This is a genomic window from Maribacter sp. BPC-D8, from assembly GCF_035207705.1.
Taxonomy (GTDB): domain Bacteria; phylum Bacteroidota; class Bacteroidia; order Flavobacteriales; family Flavobacteriaceae; genus Maribacter.
In genome coordinates, this window is the sequence record NZ_CP128187.1 from 2,326,398 (window position 1) to 2,351,636 (window position 25,239).

The following is a 25,239-nucleotide window of genomic DNA, read 5'->3' on the forward strand; positions in this document are numbered from 1 at the left end:
ATTTATTCTTTTACCCACTTATTAGCGAACTCACAATCTTTGTTCTCATCGTTTACACTAATATAGGTATCTTCAATATGCTTATCCATCCATTTTTTAATGGCGTTGTATTTCTTTTCAGTAAGCGCTAATTCTTGAATCTTCGTATAATCTTTAGAGAAATCGGCAACATGCTCATCGTACCTGTTGGTAATCTTCAAAATTTTATATTTCGGTGCACCACCTCTTGGATCTTCTTCTAATACAGGATATGTTATTTCATTATCCTTCAAGTTCTGTACTTGGTTGTATAACGTAGGATCCATTTTAGTCAATTCAAATTTAGAATCAAAGTTTACCGGATTACGTAGTAAACCACCATCAAACTTCGTTTCCTTTTCATCAGAGAAATTTAAAGCAGCCTCTGCAAACGTAAATTCTTCATTAATAATTTTCTTACGAATACTATCTAACTCCGCTTTCGCTTCATCCAATACATTTTGAGATATTTCTGGTATAACCAAAATGTGTCTTAAATCTAGCTCTTGCCCTCTAATCTTTTCAATGTAAATGATATGGTAACCAAAAGCACTTTCAAACGGCTCAGAAACTTCACCTTCTCTTAAACTAAAAGCGACATCTTTAAATTTCTTATCAAAACCGGTGTCTTTCGTAATACTGTAGAAACCACCTTTTGACTTTGAACCAGGATCTTGAGAATACAAAATAGCTTTTACACTAAAGCTAGAATCGTTATCATCAACATCTGCTTTAATCTGATTCAACTTATCTATAACCCTTTGCTTTTCTTCTTCAGATGGTTCTGGCTCTTTAGTAATTTGTGCAATTTCTAACTCAGCACCAAATACCGGACGCTCATCTTCAGGAATCTTGTTAAAGAACTGACGAACCTCTTCAGGTGTAATTTCAATCTCTTTAATAATATCTTGCTGCATACGCTCAGACAGCATACGTAACTTGTTAATCTTATAAAGTTCTTCTCTAAAACTAGTTTCGTCAGTTTTCTTGTAGTACTTCAACACCTTGTCCATAGAACCAATTTGTTGTACTAAAGACTGTAATTGACGATCACCAGTAGCGTTTACTTCATCATCTGAAACCAAAATACTATCTTGAACAGCCTGGTTAGCGTACAAACGATCTTCCATCAACTTACCTAAAAGTCCGCAATGGGTAATATCATCTGTAGATGCACCTTGACTTTTAAGATCAATAAGTGTTTTTTCAATATCAGAATCTAAGATTACATAATCACCAACAACTGCGGCAATACCATCTAGTTTAATTCTATTAAAATTAATTGAAGAGTCTTTCTTTACAGGTGCCGCTTCTGCGATAGCTTCCATTGGCTCAGCCTCATCGACTGAAACACTTGGTATAGAGTCTTGCGCTGTTGCAATACCTGAGAACAGTAAAACTGCGCCTATGTAAATACTATTTTTTGTTTTCGAAAACTTCAAATTCATTATCCTTGATTGCTTCATCTAGTAATTCAGTTTCTAATTTGCGTAGGTAGTCCATTTTTCTACGACTTAATAATACTTGTTCAATTGTAGGCTTAATAAAGGACAAAGGTGCAATGTCGTTAACATCTTTAGTTTCCTCTATTTTTCCCAAATATACCCCGATTGAATCCTCCAATTCAAAAAATTGTGAATTTTTTAAGTACTTACTGGCATTGTCTGCCGTTATCGGAGGTATTTCTTCGAATATTCTATTGTAACGTACCCAAATAGAATCATTAAAATTCAATTTAGTAAACTGAACGCCAATAGAATCTAAATATCGAATGTCATCTTTTTTAAATCTTTTTAATCGCTTACCGACCTCATCTTGATCTAAAAAACCTTTTGGCAGAGCCACAAAACGTATTCTTGCAATTCTTTCTTTCAGTTTAAAATTCTCTTTGGCATTTTCGTAGAACGTATTTAACTGTTCATCAGTAATAACCGAATCTGTAGCCTGTGCTACCAAAGCCTCTTTATAGACACTCGTGTACAATTCAGTTCTATAATCATCTACCAGCGCATTATATTCCGCTAGTTTTTCTTCAGATAAATTAATCTTAGCCTTAGATAACAACAATTGCTTAGAAGCCCAATTATTTATATAGTTGATAGCAAAAGAAGCACTATCGCCTTTGGTCATATTTTCAGTTAATAACGGAGCTAGGTCATCTTGATACAAAAAAGACTCCCCCACTCTAGCAATGACCTTCTTCTCTTCATCTTTCTTAAAAAGACCGTCGCATGAAACGAAGACAATAGAAATTAGCCCTATCGTTACAATAGGATAAAATTTGCGTAGTAAAAACATTGATTTCTTAAAAAACATCGAGCAAAAATAGTAATAACCAAATCGTGTGCAAATACTTAATGATTTACTTAACACGTTTTTAGGGATTACAAGATATAACAAATAGCTAATAATCAATTAAAAATAGCGATTCACAAAATAGTAATGTCATTAGAAACTGGTTATAAACTGCCATTTTTTAGGTAAATTTGCCTACTTATTTTTATAATCTAATACTACATATTCTTGAACCGACAGATAAAACTAATATGGGATTTTAGAGGTCCTGCAGCATTAAAAACGGCAGAACATCATGTTAAACACCTAAATGAATTCATCGCTTCTGAGAAAACCGCTTTGAATATTACAGGTTTTAAAGAACTAAATGATATGTATAGCATTGCATTTATGGTTGTAGAAGAAAAAGAGATGATTGCAGTCAGAGATTTATTAAAACCTCACCGTGGCGAAGTCTACACCCCATAAAACTAACATAATAACATGAAGCAGTTTCTTCTTTTCATATGTTGTGTTCTTTTATCTTCTTGCGCTCAAGAAAAGCAGAATTTAAATTTTCTTGAAGTAGCCCTTTCTTCTGATGACTCTAGAATTAAAAGAGTTATGGACAGCATTGAAGACTATCAAGTTCAAATTAGATACACACAAATTGACAGAAGAAATGATAGCGTCATTTTTACCGACTATGATTTTCAGGTAAACGATAGCATGTATTTTTATCCTGCGAGCACAGTTAAATTCCCAACTGCAGTGTTAGCTTTAGAAAAGCTCAACCAAATAGACAGCTTAACAATAAACACCAAATATTACATAGAAGGTGATACTATTGAAAGTACTGTAGCAAATGACATCTCTGAAATTTTTGCGGTAAGCGATAATTTAGCAAATAATAGATTGGTCGAGTTCTTAGGGTTCGAAGCCATCAATAAGAGTTTAAATAACAAAGGAATAACACCTGTTAGACTTAGCCATAGATTGGGATATCATTCAGATGATTTAAGAACCAAACCCCTAATTATTTATTTAAACGACTCAACAACGGGCATCACGAAGTCTATACTAAATAAAACCCCTGAGAAGCTAGAACTATTAGACATTGAAAAAGGAATAGGTTATTATGAAGACGATGAGCTAATTGAAGAACCATTCGATTTTAGTCAAAAAAACTACTATCCTATTCAATCACAACATAACCTATTAAAGCGAGTAGTATTCCCAGAGAATTTCGATGCATCAGAACGTTTTGATATTAATTCTGAACAACGAGCTCTTCTACTAAAAGCAATGCATACCGTACCTCAAAAGGTTGGTTATGATCCAACAACATATTATGATGGCTATTGTAAATTTTTCATGTATGGCGATACTAAGAAAGATATACCCGAGCATATTGAAATTTATAATAAAGTAGGATTTGCTTACGGTACGCTAACGGACTGCGCATATATAAAGGACACAGAAAAGAATATAGACTTTCTTTTAACTGCAACAATTTTAGTAAACAAAGATGGTATCTTTAATGACGACGCTTATGAGTATGACGAAATCGGAATTCCGTTTTTAGCGCAATTAGGTCGCGAGATATACCAACAAGAAGTGAATCGAAAACAACATTAGAAACAGCAAGCAGACTATGCAAGACAATGCCAATAAAACCAGAATAAACAAATACCTCAGCGAAGCAGGTTATTGCTCACGTAGGGCTGCGGATAAATTAATTGACCAAGGCAGAGTAACTATTAATGGAGAAGTACCGGAAATGGGTACTAAAATTTCAGCTGGCGATGTGGTTAAGGTTGATGGTGAATTAATAAAAGAATCAAAAGGAAAATCTACCTATTTGGCATTCAACAAACCCGTAGGCATCGTTTGTACCACAGATACTGGGGTTGAAAAAGATAACATTATAGATTACATTAATTACCCGAAGCGTATATTCCCGATAGGCAGATTAGATAAGCCAAGCGAAGGACTCATTTTCTTAACCGATGATGGTGATATTGTCAACAAGATACTTCGCGCTCGTAACAACCATGAAAAAGAATATCTGGTAACGGTAGATAAACCTATAACCATAGATTTTTTGAATAGGATGCGAAGAGGAATACCTGTGCTAGACCAAGTAACTAGAGAATGTGAAGTTTTTGAAGTGAGCACCTATCAATTCCGTATTATTCTTACTCAAGGTCTTAACCGACAAATTCGTAGAATGTGCGAATATTTAGATTATAGGGTTAAGAAATTGAAACGTATTAGAATCATGAATGTTAAGTTAGATATACCCGTTGGTAAATGGAGAGATTTAACTGAAGAAGAATTGAAAGAAATAAATAGATTGGTGAGTACATCATCAAAAACATTTGATAGTAATAAATAATCCATCAAAATTCCTTCATTCACAGCTGTAACGATTTAACAGAAATTATCGCTGTAATTCTTTATAAATCACTACATTAAAAAGAAAAGCTAACATCATGTCACAAGAGAACATTTTTTCAACAAGACATTATTCCGTCAAGTATATATTAGTATTTCTTCTTTTCGTAGGAATCGGAGTCGACACCATCGTGGCACAAACTACTAATTACACCGAATATGCAGGTGAAGTTTTAGACGCTGACAGCAAGAAACCATTAATTTTTGCAACACTTACGATAAACAACACCAATGTAACCACCATCACCAACTCAGAAGGACAATTTTCTTTAAAAGTCCCCAATGAGTATACAGAAAACAAACTGACAATTTCATTTTTAGGATATAAAACAAAGCAAATCGCCATTGCCGAATTAGAGTTGAAGAAGAACAAAATCTTCATGAATGAATTTGTCATGGCATTATCAGAAGCTAGCATTGACGCCCCAAATGATGCAGAAGCACTGGTAAAAGAAACCTTAGATAGAAAAGGTGACAATTACCTAAATGAAAGTACTGTGATGACGGCATTTTACAGGGAGACAATTAAAAAAAGAAGAACTAATGTAAGCTTGTCTGAAGCAGTAGTAAATATTTACAAAACTCCCTATTCATCTAAAAAGACTGATGCTCTTGAGCTTTACAAGGCAAGAAAAAGTACTGACTACACCAAATTAGATACTGTAGCATTAAAACTACAAGGTGGTCCGTTCAATACTCTGTTTGTAGATATGGTGAAATATCCAAATTACATTTTCACTCCCGAGACATTAGCTTATTATGATTTCTCTTTTGATACTTCTACACGGGTAAATGACCAATTGATATATGTAATAGATTTTAAGCAAAAGCCTGAAATAATCGATCCTCTATATAATGGTAAATTATATATAGATGCTGAAAACAAGATTTTAACCAGTGCTATTTACTCTCTTAATATTACAGATAAAAGATTGGCGTCTCAAATGTTTGTGAGAAGAAAGCCAAAGAATGCAGAAGTGTGGCCAACAGAAGTATCGTATCGCGTAGATTATAGAGAAAAAGATGGCAAATGGTATTATGGGTATAGCAATGTATTGTTAGAATTCAAGATCAATTGGGATAAGCGTTTGTTCAATTCAGTTTACAGCATGAACTGTGAAATGGCTATTACCGATTGGGAAAAGAATACTGACAACGCATTCCCAAAATATAAAGATAGAATGAAGTCTTCTATTATATTAAGTGATGAAGCTATCGGTTTTGCAGACCCAGATTTCTGGGGAGCGTATAATATTATAGAACCAGAAAAATCTATAGAATCTGCCATCAAAAAAATACAAAGACAATTACGAAAAGATAAATCTATTATTGGCGGTACAGCTGCACGTTAGAAAATTTTTAAAGCTTTAAGTAGTGTTTAGAAAAAATCCCTTTGCTATTCTAATATTAGAATTACAAAGGGATTTTTATTACCAAAAGGGTGTTGTACTTATTTAGGCATTACTACACCATCAATAGCATGTATAACTCCGTTGCTAGCAGCAACATCTGCCATTACTACAGTTGCCATGTTTCCTTTTTCGTCTTTCAACATTACTTTATCACCATTCAATGATAAAACAATTGTACCACCTTGTACAGTTTTAACATCGAAAGAACCGTTGTTATCTGTAATTGCTTTGATAACATCTGCAGCCATATACTTACCAGATACTACATGATACGTTAACAACCCGCTCAAAGCATCTTTACTGCTTGGCTCTAACAAAGATTCAACTGTACCATCAGGTAAAGCCTCAAATGCACTATTAACTGGAGCAAATACTGTAAACGGACCTTCACTACTTAACGTTTCTACCAAATCAGCCGCTGTAACCGCTGCTACTAAAGTTGTAAAATTTTCATTTCCAACTGCTACATCTACAATAGTTTCTGACTGAGCAGAAATAGTTGTTACGAATAACATTAGCGCACTTAACATTGTAATTTTTAAAATTTTCATAGTTCTTTTTTTTAGATTTCTGTAAATGTAAGACGGAACTAAAATAGATTATCTTAAATTTTGTTTAAAATTTTAGTAAAAGAGTTAAACAAAAATTAATTAACTGTAATTCAGCCTATTAAGAACAATAATAATTCAATAACCGTCAATTAATCTAAAACTTGAAGCATAAAAAAAGTCTAGTATACATAGAATACAATTTTCTATATATACTAGACTTCTAAAAATTATAATATCAATAAACTTAAGAGTATGCGTTTAGTTCGCTACTTCACTTATAAATTTTAAGCGGTATAATCTCAATTCTTCTTCTTCATATTCACCATCAAACTCAGACATCGCTTCCTCTAAATCATCTGTATCAGACTCTAAAAAGTACTCATGAATTTCTTCTTGCTGATCTTCATCTAAAATATCATCAATCCAATAATTAAGATTCAACCTCGTACCACTGTATACAATCTGCTCCATCTCTTTAATCAAATCCGGAATTTCTAATCCTTTAGAAGAAGCAATATCAGACAGAGGTAATTTTCTATCTACATTTTGTATTACATATAATTTCAAAGCAGAATTAGCTCCTGTGCTTTTTACCACAAGATCATCTGGTCTTATGATTTCATTTTCCTCTACATATGCATTAATATAAGCTAGAAAAGGTTTACCGTATTTCTTTGCCTTACCCTCACCTACACCATGTACATTTAATAACTCTTCATGCGATATAGGGTATTTCAATGCCATATCTTCTAAAGAAGGATCTTGAAAAACTACAAACGGCGGTACACCTAATTTCTTAGCCTGCGCTTTTCGTAAATCTTTTAATTGCTTCAATAATTTCTCATCGGCAATACCACCAGATTTGGCAGCACCTACAATTGCATTATCATTCTCTGCATTATACACATGATCTTTGGTCATCATAAAAGATGATGGCTTACTTAAAAACTCCTTACCATTATCAGTTACGTGTAATACACCATATTGCTCTATCTCTTTTCTAAGAAACCCAGCAACCAAGGTTTGGCGAATCAATGCCATCCAATAACTTTTGTCTTTATCAGAACCAATTCCGAAAAATTCTTTTTCATTGGTTTTGTGCGAAGAAATAATGGCATTCATTTTACCACGCAATGTATTTACAATCTCCTTAGATTTAAATTTCTCACTTGTACCCGTTACAACCTTAAGCAGCTTTTCGACATTATCTTTAGCTTCTTCTTTCTCTTTAGGGTTTCTGGTATTATCATCCATTTCGGCACCATCACCATTAATATCATCAAATTCTTCACCAAAATAGTGAAGCATGAATTTACGTCTAGACATCGAAGTTTCCGCATAAGCAACTACCTCTTGTAACAGTGCATTCCCAATTTCTTGTTCAGCAACTGGTTTACCGGACATAAATTTTTCTAACTTTTCAATATCTTTATAAGAGTAATATGCCAAACAATGCCCTTCGCCACCATCACGACCGGCTCTACCCGTTTCTTGATAGTAACTCTCTATACTTTTCGGAATATCATGGTGAATTACAAAACGTACATCTGGCTTATCGATACCCATACCAAAGGCAATGGTAGCAACTACAACATCTACGTCTTCCATCAAGAACATATCTTGATATTTTGATCTTGTTTTCGCATCAAAACCTGCATGATATGGCACGGCACTTACGCCGTTTACCTGCAAAACTTGTGCTAATTCCTCAACCTTTTTACGGCTAAGGCAATATATAATACCTGATTTACCCGAATTTTGTTTTACAAAACGAATAATATCAGCTTCAATATTTTCTGTCTTGGTACGTACTTCGTAAAATAGGTTGGGTCTGTTGAACGAAGCTTTAAATAACTTCGCACCACCAATACCTAGATTCTTAATAATATCTTCTTGTACCTTAGGTGTAGCGGTAGCTGTAAGACCAATAATCGGAATATTATCTCCTAATCGCTCTACTATAGATTTAAGATTTCTGTATTCAGGTCTAAAATCATGACCCCATTCAGAAATACAATGTGCCTCATCTACAGCAACAAAAGAAACCGTAACTGAACGCAAGAATTCTACATTCTCTTCTTTAGTCAGCGATTCTGGTGCTACGTATAACAATTTAGTAACACCATCAGTTATATCTTGTTTTACCTGTTTTATCTCTCCTTTATTTAATGAGGAGTTTAGCACATGGGCAATTCCTACTTCAGAAGATATACCACGTATGGCATCTACCTGATTCTTCATTAAAGCGATCAAAGGCGAAACTATAATCGCCGTACCCTCTTGCATAAGGGCCGGCAATTGATAACACATTGATTTACCACCGCCTGTTGGCATGATTACAAACGTATTATTCTGCCTTAAAACATTTTTAATTACTTCCTCTTGAAGTCCTTTAAACTGAGAAAAACCAAAATATTTTTTTAATGAGGAATGTAAATCGATATTGTCAAATTCTTTACTGTCAGTCACATTTTACATTTAAGGGGACACTACTTACTTTTAAATTTATAAGTGAACAAAATTACAATTTGCCTAGCTAGGCGTTTCTAAATTATTATGCGATAATCGGCATTTAAAATTAAGTTTGTTTAATTTTGTCATCTTAAAGATAATACATTCTTTTAGGAATACAATCCATAAATTGAATAATAGATTGATTGCAACGGACACCATTATTAGCTTAGCGAAAAAAACCATTGAAACTGAGCGTGATGCTATAGCACAACTTTCCTCTCTTTTAACCGATGATTTTGCTAGTATCGTAAACTGCATTATTGAAGCAAAAGGGCGCGTTATCATTTCTGGTATCGGAAAGAGCGCTATCATTGCCACAAAAATTGTAGCTACCATGAATTCTACGGGTACTCCCGCAATTTTCATGCATGCTGGCGATGCTATACATGGAGACCTAGGAACGGTACAAGATAATGATGTTGTAATCTGCATTTCTAACAGTGGAAATACACCCGAAATTAAAATGTTGGTTCCACTAATAAAAAGAGGTACGAACAAGTTAATTGCCATGACCGGTAACACCGATTCTTTTTTGGCAAAACAAGCAGATTATATTTTAAATACACATGTTGATAAGGAAGCTTGCCCTAACGGACTAGCACCTACAACGAGTACTACTGCACAATTAGTTATGGGTGATGCCCTTGCAATTGTGCTTTTAGAAATCAAAGGATTTAGCAGTTCAGATTTTGCAAAATACCACCCAGGTGGATCTTTAGGCAAGAGATTATATTTAAGAGTTGCAGACTTAGTAAGTAAAAACCAAGTACCTCAAGTTCAAAAAGATGAGGAGGTTAAAAAAGTAATTGTAGAAATCTCTAAAAAAATGTTAGGGGTAACTGCTGTACTTGATGGCGAAAAAGTTGTCGGTATCGTAACCGATGGCGATATTAGACGCATGCTAAACAAACATGATAATATTAAAGGCTTAACTGCCGAAGACATCATGACTAAAAACCCTAAAACCATACCAGCAAACACTTTGGCTATTAAAGCTTTAGAGCACATGCAAAAAAAGGGAATATCACAATTGTTGGCCATGGATAAGGATATTTATGTTGGCGTTATTCATTTACATAATTTAATAAACGAAGGTATTTTATAATGAGTTCCAAAACTACCACGCCACCAAACGAGATGTCATTTCTTGATCATCTAGAAGAATTAAGATGGCACTTAATTAGATCCGTATTAGCTGTTGTTATCATTGGAAGTGTTGCATTTTTGATGAAAGGTTTCATATTCGACACTATTATTTTCGGACCTAAAAATATGGATTTTCCGACGTATCGCTTTTTTTGTGATATCGCTACGTGGTTAAATAAAGTACAATCTTTTACAGTAATTGATTCCTCTTTTTGTGGTGATGAATTTCCATTCTCAATACAGAGTAGGGAAATGGGCGGACAGTTTTCAGCCCACATCTGGACCTCTATTTGGGCAGGTGTTATACTTGGCTTTCCCTATATTTTATATGAAATGTGGAAGTTTATTAGTCCCGGTCTTCATGCGAACGAACGCAAGAATTCAAGAGGATTTATACTAATTGCCTCTATCTTATTTTTTATCGGTGTTTTATTCGGATACTACATCGTAGCGCCACTTTCTATTAACTTCTTAGGATCTTACGTAGTAAGTGATTCTGTATTAAACGAGTTCGATTTAGATTCTTATATAGGTACATTAAAAATATCTGTGCTTGCTTGTGGTATTTTATTCGAATTACCGATCATCATTTTCTTTTTGACCAAAGTAGGTTTGGTTACACCTGAATTGATGAAGAAGTACAGAAAAATTGCCTTGGTAGTTGTTCTAATACTTTCTGCGGTGATAACACCACCAGACGTTACAAGTCAAATTATAGTTGCTATACCAGTAATATTTTTATATCAAATAAGTATTTATATTTCTGGAATGGTATTGAGAAAAGAAAGAAAAAAAGCTGAAAAAGAAAAAAAGAAAAATAGAAATGTCAAACCAAATTGAAGAATTTAATGCCTACCGTTCTAAGATGAACGAGAAGTTGTTGGCTGATAATAATAAAGTTGTAAAACGCATATTTAACTTAGACACCAACGCTTTTGCTGCAGGTTCTTTAGACGTTAAAACTAAAGAGTTATTAGGTCTTGTAGCCTCAACCGTACTTCGTTGCGACGATTGTGTAAAATATCATTTAGAGAGTTCTTATAATGAAGGGGTTTCTAAAGAAGAGATTATGGAAACGCTAAGTATTGCTACATTGGTTGGCGGTACTATTGTTATACCACATTTACGAAAAGCTTACGAGTATTGGGAAGAATTAGAAAACCAACAAGGTTAAATAATCCCTAATTACTTTTCTAACAGACCAATAACCAATAGATTTGAAAACATGAAGTTACGTGCCGACAATATAATGAAGTCCTACAGAGGTCGTAGGGTGGTTAAAGGAATTTCTCTTGAGGTAAACCAAGGTGAAATTGTAGGATTACTTGGACCAAATGGTGCCGGTAAAACAACTTCCTTTTACATGATTGTTGGACTTATAAAACCTAATGGTGGCAGCATCTATTTAGATGACATGGAGATTACAAAATTCCCCATGTACAAAAGAGCACAGAACGGTATTGGATACTTGGCACAAGAAGCATCTGTTTTTAGAAAGCTAAGTATTGAAAAGAATATTTTAAGCGTACTTCAACTGACAAAACTGAGCAAGAAAGAGCAACACATGAAAATGGAGTCGCTTATCGAGGAGTTCGGTTTAGGTCATATTCGTAAAAGTCGTGGTGATTTATTATCTGGTGGTGAACGAAGAAGAACGGAAATCGCTAGAGCTTTAGCTACCGATCCAAAATTTATTCTACTTGATGAACCTTTTGCAGGGGTTGACCCCGTAGCTGTAGAAGACATACAGCGTATTGTAGCGCAGTTAAAAGACAAAAACATTGGTATACTTATTACCGATCACAACGTACAAGAAACACTCGCTATTACAGAGCGTTCTTACCTCATGTTTGAAGGTGGTATTTTAAAGTCTGGTGAGCCAGAAGAATTGGCTGCAGATGAAATGGTACGTAAAGTATACTTAGGCCAAAACTTTGAACTTCGTAAGAAGAAGTTAGATTTCTAGGAAACAGTCTTAAAAGTCTACTCTTTATATTTTTTAAGATTATACAATCCCCAACCGAAGAACAATAGTTCTAGAATTAATGCGGGAGTGAATAATGGTGAAACTCCGTCAAAAAGTGTACTTACTATTCTACCAAAAGAAATTCCGCCCATATAGAGCACATTACATAAAGTTGCACCATACCAAAGCTTAGCTTTAAGCGACCCCAATACCCAAAACAGCCCTACGCCGATATAAATTCCCATTACCGCACGTAACATATTCTTTAGCTCTAAATCAACCACTTCAAAACCCAAAAGTTCGGGCATAATGTACGTTGGGTGACCACCATAGACGATACCGGCGATGATGACTATAACTCCCGATAATAATAAATTAAGATTTTTTGGATTCTTCATTGAATGGTTTGCCATAAAGTTGAAAATATCTAAACGCCGCTATTCCCCCGATAAATGAAAATACAGCTAGCATCCAAAATACATGTTGATGCCCTTTTAATCCTGGTGACGCATCTAACAAATAGCCCATTGCCGGACCAGCAAAAATATCGGGAGTATACCCTATCAACGAAATTAACCCCACCGCAGTACCTGTCAATACTAGCGGAATTTTACCACTCTGCATTACCGCGAAATATAAAGAACGAATTGCATATACCCCTAGTGCCACAATCATAATGGAGAATAAGAACATGAAATAAGAAACATCGGCAACCATGCCAGATGCAAATATTAAAGACCCAATTAGCGCGACCACAAAACCTAATAATAAAAATAAGCTAGGTCTAGAACGGTCTGCTATAACTCCAATAAAAACACCTACTATTGGTCTTGCGAATAATAAAAACGTACCCACCTCTGCAGATTCCACCTCATTGTACAGCATAACATCTTGCGCATAAAGCGAAAAAATATCGGTGATTTTATATCCTACATAGGCACAAAGAATTATGATCATTAAAAGTAAAACCGAAGGTAAGCGAAGTACTTCTTTAATTTGAGAAACGGTGATTCTTTCAACGACAATATCGTTTTCAAGACTTGCAGGCAATCGCATAAAAAACCAAACCAGAACACCTACAATCGAAACTATAGCTGAAGATGTCAATATCACATACCGAAATGCAAATCTACTTTCCTCTAAAGTGGCAACTTCTAAATCTGCCGACATAAAATGAGAAAAGACAAGAACGCCTAGAGTGCCAAAAAGTGCACCAACCAAACCTCTACCGCCATCTAAAAAACCAAAAGCTTTACCTTGAGAACCACTACCGCCCCATACACGCGTAGCTTTTATCATAGGTGACCAGAACAAGAAAATAGTAGTAAAACCCCAGAAGCCGTATAAAATCTGTAAGGTCAAATAATCTGGGAATGTGGCAAAAACTAGTCCGCCTAAAGCAGTCATCCACAGCGCTATGGCGATTAATTTTCTAGGTTGATATTTATCTGCTAACGGTCCGCCTAATAAATACGACACCAAGGCAACGAAACCATAAACAGAGAAACAGAGTCCGAGAGAAACATTATCCAGTTCAAATACTTTTAATACTGTAGGTCTAAAAACACGTTGCAATACAAAAGGCAAAATAAAAACACTTTCCCCTGCTAAAATTAATAACAACAAATAATACCAAGGCGCTTTTTCGGGGTTTTTCATTTCGCTTTTATCGGAATCCAAACTTCTTCTTCTGAGTTAGGATCATTGTTTTTATATTTTGCACCCAGCACTTCAAAATGAGCACGGTCATCTAAATTATAATCTGAATTAGGAATCCATTCCCCATAAATATATTGAAAAAATACCTGTGCATCTTTTGCAGTCCCCTTGTAATTAAAAACGGCAAATAATCCGCCCTCTAAAACAAGATTATTAATTCCTTCAGGAACAGAATCAAAATCTTCAACCTCAACACAAGCCCATTTTACAAACTTTTTAGCCGGTGAAAACACTTGAAAATAGTCTGAAGGATATTCTTGCAAAGAGATAAAATCATCAGATGACCTATTTAAAACTTCCTTACTACGCTGCCTAAAGCCTTTCCAAAGTTCTGGAGTTTTATTATCGATCAAACTCATTTCTTGAGAAAGACCTACAAGATTTTTACTTTGTAAATCAATAATTTTAGGCACCATACTATCTATTTTAATTAAAGAACCAATAGTCCGTGGTCACGCAAACCCGTTACTTGTTTAGAATACCAAAACAGCTCAAAATCTTCTAACCGAGATTCGTAGTCCTTTTTTAACTGACCGTAACTTACAGGTTTATTCTCAGGTTTCAATTGTTCTAAAGTAGATAGCAACCATTCGCCTTTATCTTTATCTACCGTAATTTCATACATATCAGTCTTGGTATGAAAACCCAATTCCAATTGCTGCCATGTCATTCCTTTTTTCTTCTTATCACGTTGGGCAGTAATAGGCATCGGACCAATCCAAGCAATTTTTGCGGTTGATTTTGTACTTAATAGATGCTCTTGTTGTAGGCAATTATAAATGTAATCTGCAGATATGGCTGAAGGCGGAATTTTAAAATCGAACCATTCTTGCAAGCTCATATCAAAACCGATACCGTGCATGAAATTGAAGAGCGATTTCTTTAATCCGAAGCTGAACTTACTATGATCAACTCCCGTTTTATCTTTAAAATCAATATCGTTATTTGCAAAGCTGATGGATTTTAAATCTGGCATTACTCCGTATTCTTCGGGATGCAAACCAACCGGACTATGAGCTGTCAATGCAAACTGATGCCAAAAACCTGATTGTATGATCCCTAATTCGAACAACTGGCGAACCATCTCTAAACTGTCTACCGTTTCTTGAATGGTTTGCGTTGGGTAGCCGTACATTAAATACGAATGTACCATGATGTTCGCTTCGGTGAAATTTCGCGTTACTTGCGCTACTTGCTCTACCGTTACGCCTTTATCAATGAGTTTCAGAAGTCTATCTGATGCTACTTCCAATCCTCCAGAAACCGCAATACAACCCGATGCTTTCAGCAAAAAACATAAGTCTTGCGTAAAGTTTTTCTCGAAACGAATATTCGTCCACCAAGTGATGGTCAAATTTCTTTTTAATATCTCTAATGCAAAAGCTTTCATTAATGATGGCGGTGCTGCTTCATCAACAAAGTGAAATCCTGATTCTCCTGTTTGGGTCATTAATGTTTCTACACGGTCAGCCAAAAGACTAGCAGCAACAGGCTCGTATATTTTTATATAATCTAAAGAGATATCGCAAAAAGTACATTTACCCCAATAGCAACCATGTGCCATGGTCAATTTATTCCATCGACCATCACTCCAAAGGCTATGCATTGGGTTCGCAATTTCAATGACCGAAATGTAATTGCTTAATTGTAGGTCAGCATAATCTGGTGTGCCAACATCTATTTGTTTATAATCTTGTCTAAGACTATCATTCTTGTAAATGACTTTATTATCTTCTAAAATGAAAGCACGTTTTAACTCCCCTTCCCCATTCACCACATATTGATGCACCAGTTCTAACGGAAGCTCACCATCATCTAGGGTTATAAAATCAAAAAACTCAAACACTCGAATATCGGTAAGGCTACGTAGTTCTGTATTTGGGAATCCGCCACCCATGGCAATTTTCACATGAGGATAATTTGCTTTTATAAATTGAGCACAACGAAAAGCACTGTATAAATTACCCGGAAAAGGAACCGAAAAACACACCAATTTAGGTTGTACAGTTTCTAATTGCTTAGCTAGTAATTTCAGTGTCAATTCATCAATAAACGTTGGCGCATCATTTAAGTGATTATAAAGCTCATCGAAGGAATTCGCACTACGACCAAGTCGTTCAGCATATCTACTGAATCCGAAATTAGGGTCAATACATTCTACGATAAAATCTGATAAATCTTCAAGATATAAGGTTGCCAAATGCTTGGCTTTATCTTGCATACCCATATTACCAAAAGCCCATTCTAAATCATCTAACTGTTCAAAACGAAAAGCTTGTGGCAAAAAATTATCGGTACATAATTGCCTCGCTAATGTATCATTTTTTCCTTGTAGAAAAAGAATAACTGCATCTAGCGTTTTCAAATAATCATTGCGCAGCGCATAAATTCTTTGGCAATTTTCAGAAACTATAGCATCCGAAGAAAAAGCCATATCGAATAGCTGCTGAAAGGTATTCTTATTGAAAAGCGATAAAATAACCTCAATCCCTAAATCGGACTGAAAAGAAGAAATATCTTTTGTATTCAAAAACCCTTTAATGTATGCCGTTGCCGGATACGGAGTGTTTAATTGGGTAAAAGGTGGTGTTATTAAAAGAAGGTCTTTCACAAAGTTATTTTAGAACAATGCCGCAAAGATAACTGTTCGCTTATTCATTATTCAATATCTCACGTACCGCTTGCTGATATGCCTTTGGATTATTAGCTTTCTTTATTTTCTTGAATGCTTTGTGCGGATTAGAAGTTGCTAACGCAAAATACTCCCAAAAGCCACGCATTTTCATTTTAATAGGTGTCGGTCCAGATAATGCCTCATCATATTGATGATAAATAGTATCGTGAAATTCTGAGAAAATCTTCCAACGATCTTTTGGGTATTCGGTGGTATTATTCTTAATCATACTTGGTAGAAATGGATCGGCAATTAATCCTCTTCCCATCATAAAATGGTCAATAGAAGGAAAACGTTCTTGCATTTCTTGAAACTTTGCTACCGTGGTAATATCGCCGTTGTAGTATAGTTTATGCTTAGTACTATCAACACATTTCTGAAAAGCATCAAGGTCTACTCCACCTTTATACAATTGTTTACCAATACGGGCGTGAATGGCAATATTCTTTAATGGATACTTGTCTAGAATAGGAAATACATCTAAAATTTCTTCTGCATTTTCGTACCCCATTCTCATTTTCATAGAAACCACCACATCGGTTTCTTCATGAGCACGTTTTAAAATATGATCTATTTTCTCAGGATTACAAATGAGTCCGCTACCCATACCTTGCTTCGTTACCATTGGGTACGGGCAACCTAAATTCCAGTTCAGTTCTTTGTACCCTAAACTTTGAATATACTTTACAACGAACAGAAACTCATCAGCATCGCCCGTCATTACTTGCGGAATAACCTCTAACGTAGTATTATTTTCTGGCTGTAAATCATTCTGATACGAGTTTTTAATCACCATTTTACCATTCAAACGAATGTATGGCGCGTAGAACGTATCAATACCTCCAAAATATTTATGGAACGCATTGCGGAATCTAAAATCGGTAAAACCCTGTAATGGGGATGATAATAAGGTAACTGACATGTATGTATTACTGCGTTAGGTGCAATCTTTTCAGTTTTGCAACAACAGATTCAGCTGCAAAAATAGCGCCTTCCATGTAACCAGAGTGATGTTTTGAGGTTTCTGCACCACAAATAAATAATTTACTTTCAAATAAAGGTGCCTGATACAGTGCATGTCCCCCATTCTGATGCGGAAATAAGTTACCTTCTTGCCTATTCGATTTGGTAAATTCTTCATTGTACCAAGGCGTTTCTAGATACGATTCGTATTGCAAAGCCTCTTCTCCGAAAACCATTTTCAACTGTGCTTCAATTTTTTCTATTCGTTGTTCTTTAGTGAAACGAGCACAACTACCAGAAGCGAAACCAACAAGTGCGTACGACTCATTTTCCACATTAGATTGATCATAGAATTCTGTAAGCGGACCAACATTACTAAATATAGTACCTGACTTTCCTTGATCTCTCCAAAATGGCTTCTTATACGTTAAGGCAACTTTTATGGAGTCTTGCATCCAAGTATGGGTTTGTTCTGCTAAGGAAATTATATCATTTGGTAACGCGGGAGAAAATTCTATTTGATCTATTAATGCTGCAGGTGGTAATGTAGTAATTACAATATCTGCATATAATGTGCGGGAATTGCTTATTACCTCAGCATTGTTATCAAGCACATTTACCTCGTTAACCACTTCATTTAAAAAGATAGTATTTGGTTTCAGTTTAGCAGCTATGGAATTTAGCAGGTCTATTGTTCCGTTTTTAAATCGGTAACTAGGGCTGTCGTTTGGTACTGCAATTTCTTGTGGCGGGACATTTGAAAACGTTTGAAAATATGAGATACCGGTCATGAATTGTTCGAAGTACGGAACCTTGAATTCTTCAATAACATCTAATAAATGGTAATGAGCTTCATTAAACCAAGTAGCACCCATTTCAACTTTAACCTTCCCAGATTCTATAGTGTTAATTCTACCACCAATTCTTTCTCGTGCTTCTAACACCTTCACATCAAAACCTAGTTCTTGTAAACGATATGCAGTTAGCAAACCCGTTAATCCTGCGCCGATAATTACTACCGATGTATTCATGCTATAAAGTTATTCTGGTTAAATGACGGACTAAGATATTTTTGATTGTAATACACTGGTAGTCACCAATAATTGCCCAATATGCCTTTGGCTATGCTCTGCAGCATGAAAAAGGAGTCCGATTACGGTAGATGGCAACTTCTTTCTACCCACAGCTCTTTTCTCGGTTAGTGAAGAATCTGAAATTGTTTTGAAATATGCTAAAGCCTCCTCGACTTTTGCAGAAAATTGCTTTTGTAAGTCAGCAACTTCAGTAGTTAAATTAAAGACAGCTTCTTGTTTAAGAAATTGAAATTGTGCTTCGGATAGTGATTCCCCTTTTGCGTAGGTCAACATTCTATCTAAAACTCCCGTAATATGATTCATATGAAAACCCACGGAAGCTCTACCAGCCGTTTTTGCCCATAATAATTCTTTAGGGAAATCTGCAGTGTATTTTTTCAGTTCACGTTCAGATTGCAACAATGCATGAGCTGCAGGTTGCAGCAAATCTGGCACACCTTCAATAGGTCCGCTTAACCAAAACTCATATTCTTCATTTTCCATAATCGTTTTACCTAAATAAATCTACGTTTAAAGTCTCTCTTGTATGACAGAACTTACTACGTAAAACAGAATAATTAAGGGAATAGCCATGAATTTCATGGTAACGATTAGCACAAGACTAATGATAAGAAAGATATAACGCATAGCATTATCCTTGAAGCTTGTATTCTTGAATTTTAGAGCAAAGAGCGGCAAATTAGCATTTAGTAAATATGCACTCACCAATGTTAAGATGATCAAGAACCATTGATTAAGAATGATACTATTTAAAAAATCATTGTTCTGGTATAAAAGGATAAGCGGTAATGAAAGTATTAAAAGTGCATTAGCAGGTGTTGGCAAACCAATAAAAGAAGATGTTTGATTTTCATCAATATTGAATTTCGCCAAACGATAACCCGATGCCATGGTAATAATAAAGCCTAAAAAGGGTATTAAGTGTATGTATTGAAATTTACCGGCTTCCATAAAAAAGTGAGAACCATCTCCCCATCCGCTAGTTTGAGACATTGCCAATAACTGAAACATAACAATACCAGGTACTAATCCGCTAGTAATCATATCTGCCAAAGAATCTAACTGTAGACCTAATTCGCTTTTTACATCTAAAACACGCGCAGCTAATCCGTCAAAAAAATCAAAGAAAATACCAACTGCAACGAATATTGCAGCAAGTTCTAATCTATTCATAACAGCGAACATGGTAGCCACACAACCACAAAAGACGTTCAAAAGGGTAATAAAATTAGGAATATGTTTTTTCATAATAGTCGGTCTAATATCACAAATGCAGAAAGGCACAATACCCCAGCACAATTATGGCTCTAAATTAATATAATTATGTGGTGGTATAGACATTGAACCGTAAAAAGGAACATTAGCGTAATTAGCAAATGGCCATGAAACTCATATTATTTAAAATAAAAGCAATCTAACAAGCAAAATTACAACCACTTAAGTTCTTTGTATTGAAATATAAACTACCTTTTAATTCATCATATCACAAATTAATCTCCAAACGTAAAATATTATGCATGCATAGTATTGTTTAGTTGCTATTTTAGAATTAAATTATAGCCTTTGTAACAATTTCAGAGAAAAAATAAAGTTTTATAACAAATATATATAAACGCTAACCATTAAATACACTGCCCAAAAATGAAGATTAAAAAGGTTTTAGTAGCCAACAGAAGTGAAATTGCAATTCGTGTATTGCGCGCCTGTTCTGAGCTAAATATTAAAACAGTTGCCATTTACACCTATGAAGACCGTTATTCGCAACATCGAAATAAAGCCGATGAATCTTACCAAATTGGCGAAGACAATCAGCCTTTAAAACCTTACTTAGACATTCCGCAAATTATAGCTTTGGCAAAGGCTAAAAATGTAGATGCCATTCACCCAGGTTACGGATTTCTTTCTGAAAACTCAGAATTTGCAAGACAATGTGCTGCAAACGACATAATTTTCATAGGTCCGGATCCAAAAGTTATGGATGCTCTTGGTGATAAAATTACCGCCAAAAAAGTTGCCGTAAAATGTAATGTACCCATTATAGAAAGCAACAAAAAGCAATTGACCAATCTTAAAGTGGCTTTATCTGAAGCTGCGACAATTGGTTATCCGCTAATGTTAAAAGCTGCTTCTGGTGGTGGTGGGCGTGGTATGCGTATTATTAGAAAAGATGAAGATTTAGAAATGAATTTTGATTCTGCCAGAAACGAAGCGCTAAACGCTTTTGGCGATGACACCATGTTTCTAGAAAAGTATGTCGAAAATCCTAAACATATAGAAGTTCAAATAGTTGCCGATAATCACGGTAATATTCGCCATTTACATGAGCGCGATTGTTCTGTGCAACGTCGCCACCAAAAAGTGGTAGAAATTGCACCTTCGCATAATGTAAGTGAAGAGGTAAAACAAAACCTATATAAATACGCCGTAAATATTGCCAAAGAGGTTAACTACAACAATATTGGTACGGTAGAATTTTTGGTTGACCCAAATGATAATATTTACTTTATTGAAGTAAACCCCAGAATACAAGTAGAGCATACCGTTACCGAAATGGTTACTGGCATTGACTTGGTTAAAACTCAAATATTCGTCGCAGGAAATTATAAGTTAGACAGTCAGCAAATCAAAATATACGGTCAAGAAACCATTGCCACTTATGGTTTTGCATTACAATGTCGTTTAACCACAGAGGATCCAAGCAATAATTTTACGCCCGATTATGGTACGGTAACTACATATAGAAGTGCCTCTGGTATGGGAATTCGTTTAGATGCCGGTAGTATTTACCAAGGGTATCAAGTGAGTCCGTTTTTTGATTCGATGTTGGTAAAAGTATCGTCTCACGGTAGAACCTTAGATGGCGCTACTCGTAAAATGGTACGTGCATTAAAAGAATTTAGAATTAGAGGGGTTAAAACAAATATTCATTTTCTTCAGAATGTAATTCAGCATCCTACTTTTAAAGATGGTAAGGTAACTGTTAATTTCATTCAGAATACTCCTGCCCTATTCAAAATAAAATTACCACAAGATAGAACATCGAAAGTGGTGAATTTTTTGGCAGAAGTAATTGTAAACGGAAATTCTGATGTCAAGTATATTGATCAGAATAAAGTTTTCAGAAATCCGAAAGTTCCAAAATTCAATCCGCTAGAAGCACATCCGAAAGGAACAAAAGATATGCTGACCGAAATGGGTCCCGAGAAATTTTGTGCATGGTTGATGGATGAAAAGAAAATTCATTTTACAGATACTACCATGCGCGATGCGCACCAATCATTATTAGCAACAAGAATGCGTACGTATGATATGTTACGTGTTGCAGAAAGTTATGCAAAGAATCACCCAAATACCTTTAGTATGGAAGTTTGGGGTGGCGCAACCTTCGATGTTTGTATGCGTTTCTTACATGAGAGTCCATGGACACGTTTACGCGAATTACGTAAAGCAGTGCCGAACATATTATTTCAAATGCTACTTCGTGGTTCTAACGGGGTTGGGTACAAAGCTTACCCTGATAATTTAATTGAAAAGTTCGTTGAAAAATCTTGGGAAAACGGCGTCGATATTTTTAGAATTTTCGATTCGTTGAACTGGGTAAAAGCGATGGAACCAAGTATTAATTATGTACGTAATAAAACTGGCGGTATTGCCGAAGCAGCCTTAAGTTATACTGGCGATATATTAGATGTCAACGAAACCAAATACACCCTAAAATACTATACACAGCTTGCGAAAGATTTAGAAAACGCAGGTGCGCATATGATAGCCATAAAAGATATGGCAGGTCTATTGAAACCATATGCCGCTACTGAATTGGTTTTAGCGTTAAAAGACACGGTAAAGCTGCCGATACATTTACATACGCATGACACCTCATCTTTACAGACCACAACATACATGAAAGCAATTGAAGCTGGGGTTGATGTTGTTGATGTCGCTTTAGGCGGATTATCTGGATTAACTTCTCAGCCGAACTTCAACTCTGTAGTAGAGATGATGAAAGGTCAGCCACGAGCACATGAGTTCGATATGCCGAAACTGAATCAATTTTCTAACTTCTGGGAAGATACAAGAGAATTGTACTATCCTTTTGAATCGGGATTAAAAGCGGGAACAGCAGAGGTGTATTCACATGAAATACCTGGCGGACAGTATTCGAATTTGCGACCACAAGCAACTGCTTTAGGTTTAGGTGACAGATTTGAAGAAGTAAAAACGATGTATGCCGAGGTAAATAAACTCTTTGGTAACCTTATTAAGGTAACACCGAGTTCAAAAGTGGTTGGTGACATGGCAATTTTCATGGTAACTAATGATTTAACTACTGAAGATGTAATGACACGTGGTGAGGAAATATCTTTCCCAGATTCTGTAATAAGTTTCTTTATGGGAGATTTAGGTCAGCCAGTTGGCGGATTCCCTAAGAAACTTCAAAAAATTATTCTTAAGAACAAAAAACCATACACGAACAGACCAAATGCACATTTAGCACCAACTGATTTTGACAAAGAATTTAAAGCCTTTAAAAAGAAGTTTCAAAAAGGCTTTACCCGTGCTATTGAAATGGAAGATTTTCTTTCATACACCTTATACCCAAAAGTGTTTGAAAAAGCCCATGAAAACTATAAGCTATATGGCAATTTAGCGCTGGTACAAACAAAGCATTTCTTCTACGGAATGAAACTTCGTGAAGAAACCTTAATTGAATTAGAACCGGGTAAAACGGTAATCGTAAGACTGCTTTCTGTTGGTATACCTAATGAACAAGGCATGCGAACGGTATTCTTTCAAGTAAACGGAGAGAATAGATTTGTTGATGTTCTAGATACTTCTTTAAATCTTAAGATCGAATCGAATGAAAAGATAGATTCAGAGAACCCGAACCAAATTGGAGCTCCGCTACAAGGCTCTTTATACAAGGTATTGGTCAAAAAAGGTCAAACCATAAAAGAGAACGATCCTTTATTTGTAATTGAAGCTATGAAAATGGAGACTACCGTAACTTCTTTTAAAGCTGGTACGGTTACTTCTGTCAGCTTAAAAGAAGGCAGCATGGTAAAACAAGACGATTTAATTGTTACTATTGAATAGCAATTAAAATCTTAATAAGTATTTAAAAAGCCACCTCTAGAGGTGGCTTTTATGTTTCTGTAAAAGAGTACTTTAAATAAATAGTTAATCTCCATAAAATTATAAAAAACCAATATCTGTGAAGTCTGTTATTATTCGCATCTTTGCAGCTGCTATGCGCTAGTAAAAGTATGTTCAGAAAAATCACTTTTTTAATTCTACTTTTTACTGCATTTTGGGGACATTCTCAAAATGCACAACTATCTCCATTATCAAAAATCAGTTTATTGACCGTAGGCACTGGTGAAGATTTAGCAGCCAAATTCGGACATAGTGCGATACGAATACAAGACCCAACTTTAGGCATCGACGAAGTTTACGGTTACGGTACATATGATTTTGAAGACCCTAATTTCTATTTAAATTTCACAAGAGGTAAGTTATCGTACACCATCTCTAGAATTCCTTTTAAGTATTTCGATTACTCATACCAACAAGAAAAACGCTGGATTAGAGAGCAAGTTTTAGATCTTGACTTAGAACAACGCAACCAGATTGTCACTTTTCTAGAGCACAACTTACTGCCTAAAAACAAGAAATATAAATACGATTTCTTATTTGATAATTGTGCTACGAGAATACCTCTGGTATTTGAAAAAACTTTAGGGAGTACATTTAAATTTGATTACAATTACTTAGAAAATCAATTGACATTTCGGGAGTTGATACGTTTGAAATTGAATCCGAATTCATGGTCTAATTTCGGCATTGACCTTGCATTAGGTTCTGTAATTGATAGAGAGGCAACGCCATACGAACATTTGTTCTTACCTATTTATGTGTATGAACAAATGAAACATACCACATTAAATGGTAAGCCGATAGTTAAAAGTGAGTCGATACTATTGGATATTCCTGAACAAGAATATCGCTCTTTAATATTTTTAACTCCTTTATTTTGGCTTAGTATTCTGCTAGTTCTAGTTTGCTACATTACCTATACCGATTATAAAAACCTGCGAAGAAATAAATGGTTAGACTTCGGGCTGTTCGCAGTTACGGGGTTAGCAGGTGTTCTAATTTTATTCCTTTGGGTTGGTACAGACCATTTGGCCACCAAGGCAAACTTTAATTCGCTATGGGCATTTGCCCCGAATATAGTAATCGCATTTATGATGATAAAAAAGCAGATTCCGTCATGGATGATCACTTACATCATATTTTTAACCATATTATTAGGTATCACTTGTATACTTTGGATGTTCAAAATTCAAGTGTTTTCCATATTACTAATCATCGTATTATTAGCACTAGCTATCCGTTATTTATATCTCATCTATTATTTTAAGAGTACATATTTAACTAAAAAATAAAATCA

At 35.2% G+C, this 25,239-nt stretch carries 22 protein-coding genes; 10 read left to right on the forward strand and 12 right to left on the reverse strand.

The genetic code is table 11. The features are described from left to right. Positions 1 to 2 precede the first annotated feature (2 nt). Together QSV08_RS10230 and QSV08_RS10235 are read right to left on the reverse strand one after the other, a co-directional pair. A complete protein-coding gene (locus tag QSV08_RS10230) occupies positions 3 to 1,466 on the reverse strand; it encodes a peptidylprolyl isomerase (protein WP_324028282.1) in 1,464 nt (487 codons plus the stop codon). Further along, positions 1,435 to 2,316, reverse strand: coding sequence for a peptidyl-prolyl cis-trans isomerase (locus tag QSV08_RS10235; protein WP_324028283.1), 882 nt, complete (start codon positions 2,314 to 2,316; stop codon positions 1,435 to 1,437). The genes QSV08_RS10230 and QSV08_RS10235 overlap by 32 nt, the downstream gene beginning before the upstream one ends. 225 nt (positions 2,317 to 2,541) lie before the next feature. On the opposite strand from QSV08_RS10235, the gene QSV08_RS10240 reads away from it, so the two are divergent. From QSV08_RS10240 to QSV08_RS10255, 4 genes are all read left to right on the forward strand, one after another. Next, positions 2,542 to 2,781 carry a hypothetical protein gene (locus QSV08_RS10240; RefSeq protein WP_324028284.1) on the forward strand — a complete coding sequence of 80 codons (240 nt, stop codon included), beginning with the start codon at positions 2,542 to 2,544 and terminating at the stop codon, positions 2,779 to 2,781. Positions 2,782 to 2,796: 15 nt separating this feature from the next. Next, positions 2,797 to 3,930, forward strand: a complete 1,134-nt coding sequence (locus QSV08_RS10245; RefSeq protein ID WP_324028285.1) for a serine hydrolase — start codon at positions 2,797 to 2,799, stop codon at positions 3,928 to 3,930. Positions 3,931 to 3,946: 16 nt separating this feature from the next. Then, a complete protein-coding gene (gene rluF, locus QSV08_RS10250) occupies positions 3,947 to 4,690 on the forward strand; it encodes a 23S rRNA pseudouridine(2604) synthase RluF (RefSeq protein ID WP_324028286.1) in 744 nt (247 codons plus the stop codon). A gap of 97 nt (positions 4,691 to 4,787) precedes the next feature. Then, entirely contained in the window at positions 4,788 to 6,101 is a 1,314-nt protein-coding gene (locus tag QSV08_RS10255) for a carboxypeptidase-like regulatory domain-containing protein (RefSeq protein ID WP_324028287.1), read from the forward strand. Between the two features lie 98 nt (positions 6,102 to 6,199). On the opposite strand, the gene QSV08_RS10260 is transcribed toward QSV08_RS10255, so the two are convergent. Both QSV08_RS10260 and recQ read right to left on the reverse strand, forming a co-directional pair. Continuing rightward, on the reverse strand, positions 6,200 to 6,691 hold the full coding sequence (locus tag QSV08_RS10260; RefSeq protein WP_324028363.1) for a fasciclin domain-containing protein: 492 nt from the start codon (positions 6,689 to 6,691) through the stop codon (positions 6,200 to 6,202). Between the two features lie 279 nt (positions 6,692 to 6,970). Then, positions 6,971 to 9,181: a DNA helicase RecQ gene (gene recQ / locus QSV08_RS10265; RefSeq protein ID WP_324028288.1), complete on the reverse strand. Its 2,211-nt coding sequence runs from the start codon at positions 9,179 to 9,181 to the stop codon at positions 6,971 to 6,973. Positions 9,182 to 9,368: 187 nt separating this feature from the next. Here recQ and QSV08_RS10270 point away from each other — a divergent pair, with 187 nt between their 5' ends. Genes QSV08_RS10270 through lptB form a run of 4 tightly spaced genes read left to right on the forward strand, consistent with a single transcriptional unit; the run spans position 9,369 to position 12,338 of the window. After that, positions 9,369 to 10,331 carry a KpsF/GutQ family sugar-phosphate isomerase gene (locus QSV08_RS10270; protein ID WP_416382058.1) on the forward strand — a complete coding sequence of 321 codons (963 nt, stop codon included), beginning with the start codon at positions 9,369 to 9,371 and terminating at the stop codon, positions 10,329 to 10,331. Continuing rightward, entirely contained in the window at positions 10,331 to 11,212 is an 882-nt protein-coding gene (gene tatC, locus QSV08_RS10275) for a twin-arginine translocase subunit TatC (RefSeq protein ID WP_073243475.1), read from the forward strand. The genes QSV08_RS10270 and tatC overlap by 1 nt, the downstream gene beginning before the upstream one ends. Beyond that, positions 11,196 to 11,546 (forward strand): carboxymuconolactone decarboxylase family protein, encoded by a 351-nt coding sequence (locus tag QSV08_RS10280; RefSeq protein WP_324028290.1) that lies wholly within the window; start codon positions 11,196 to 11,198, stop codon positions 11,544 to 11,546. Before tatC ends, QSV08_RS10280 begins: the two co-directional genes overlap by 17 nt. A gap of 51 nt (positions 11,547 to 11,597) precedes the next feature. Further along, positions 11,598 to 12,338 carry an LPS export ABC transporter ATP-binding protein gene (gene lptB / locus QSV08_RS10285; protein ID WP_027064458.1) on the forward strand — a complete coding sequence of 247 codons (741 nt, stop codon included), beginning with the start codon at positions 11,598 to 11,600 and terminating at the stop codon, positions 12,336 to 12,338. A 17-nt stretch (positions 12,339 to 12,355) separates the two neighbouring features. On the opposite strand, the gene QSV08_RS10290 is transcribed toward lptB, so the two are convergent. Genes QSV08_RS10290 through QSV08_RS10325 form a run of 8 tightly spaced genes read right to left on the reverse strand, consistent with a single transcriptional unit; the run spans position 12,356 to position 20,036 of the window. Further along, positions 12,356 to 12,736: a DUF4345 domain-containing protein gene (locus QSV08_RS10290; RefSeq protein WP_324028291.1), complete on the reverse strand. Its 381-nt coding sequence runs from the start codon at positions 12,734 to 12,736 to the stop codon at positions 12,356 to 12,358. Beyond that, complete coding sequence (locus QSV08_RS10295; RefSeq protein WP_324028292.1) at positions 12,714 to 13,997, reverse strand: MFS transporter; 1,284 nt, start codon at positions 13,995 to 13,997, stop codon at positions 12,714 to 12,716. Before QSV08_RS10295 ends, QSV08_RS10290 begins: the two co-directional genes overlap by 23 nt. Then, entirely contained in the window at positions 13,994 to 14,473 is a 480-nt protein-coding gene (locus QSV08_RS10300; RefSeq protein ID WP_324028293.1) for a GyrI-like domain-containing protein, read from the reverse strand. The genes QSV08_RS10295 and QSV08_RS10300 overlap by 4 nt, the downstream gene beginning before the upstream one ends. A gap of 14 nt (positions 14,474 to 14,487) precedes the next feature. Next, positions 14,488 to 16,668, reverse strand: coding sequence for a B12-binding domain-containing radical SAM protein (locus QSV08_RS10305; RefSeq protein ID WP_324028294.1), 2,181 nt, complete (start codon positions 16,666 to 16,668; stop codon positions 14,488 to 14,490). Positions 16,669 to 16,708: 40 nt separating this feature from the next. Further along, entirely contained in the window at positions 16,709 to 17,653 is a 945-nt protein-coding gene (locus tag QSV08_RS10310; RefSeq protein WP_324028295.1) for a tRNA dihydrouridine synthase, read from the reverse strand. A gap of 7 nt (positions 17,654 to 17,660) precedes the next feature. Further along, complete coding sequence (locus tag QSV08_RS10315) at positions 17,661 to 18,725, reverse strand: flavin monoamine oxidase family protein (RefSeq protein WP_324028296.1); 1,065 nt, start codon at positions 18,723 to 18,725, stop codon at positions 17,661 to 17,663. 30 nt (positions 18,726 to 18,755) lie between these two features. Beyond that, positions 18,756 to 19,271: a DinB family protein gene (locus tag QSV08_RS10320; RefSeq protein ID WP_324028297.1), complete on the reverse strand. Its 516-nt coding sequence runs from the start codon at positions 19,269 to 19,271 to the stop codon at positions 18,756 to 18,758. Positions 19,272 to 19,298: 27 nt separating this feature from the next. Beyond that, the gene (locus tag QSV08_RS10325; protein ID WP_324028298.1) at positions 19,299 to 20,036 is read right to left on the reverse strand and encodes a CDP-alcohol phosphatidyltransferase family protein; all 738 of its coding nucleotides are present in this window, start codon (positions 20,034 to 20,036) and stop codon (positions 19,299 to 19,301) included. A gap of 393 nt (positions 20,037 to 20,429) precedes the next feature. On the opposite strand from QSV08_RS10325, the gene QSV08_RS10330 reads away from it, so the two are divergent. Beyond that, complete coding sequence (locus QSV08_RS10330) at positions 20,430 to 23,882, forward strand: pyruvate carboxylase (protein ID WP_324028299.1); 3,453 nt, start codon at positions 20,430 to 20,432, stop codon at positions 23,880 to 23,882. A gap of 170 nt (positions 23,883 to 24,052) precedes the next feature. Next, on the forward strand, positions 24,053 to 25,234 hold the full coding sequence (locus QSV08_RS10335) for a DUF4105 domain-containing protein (RefSeq protein WP_324028300.1): 1,182 nt from the start codon (positions 24,053 to 24,055) through the stop codon (positions 25,232 to 25,234). Positions 25,235 to 25,239 lie beyond the last annotated feature (5 nt).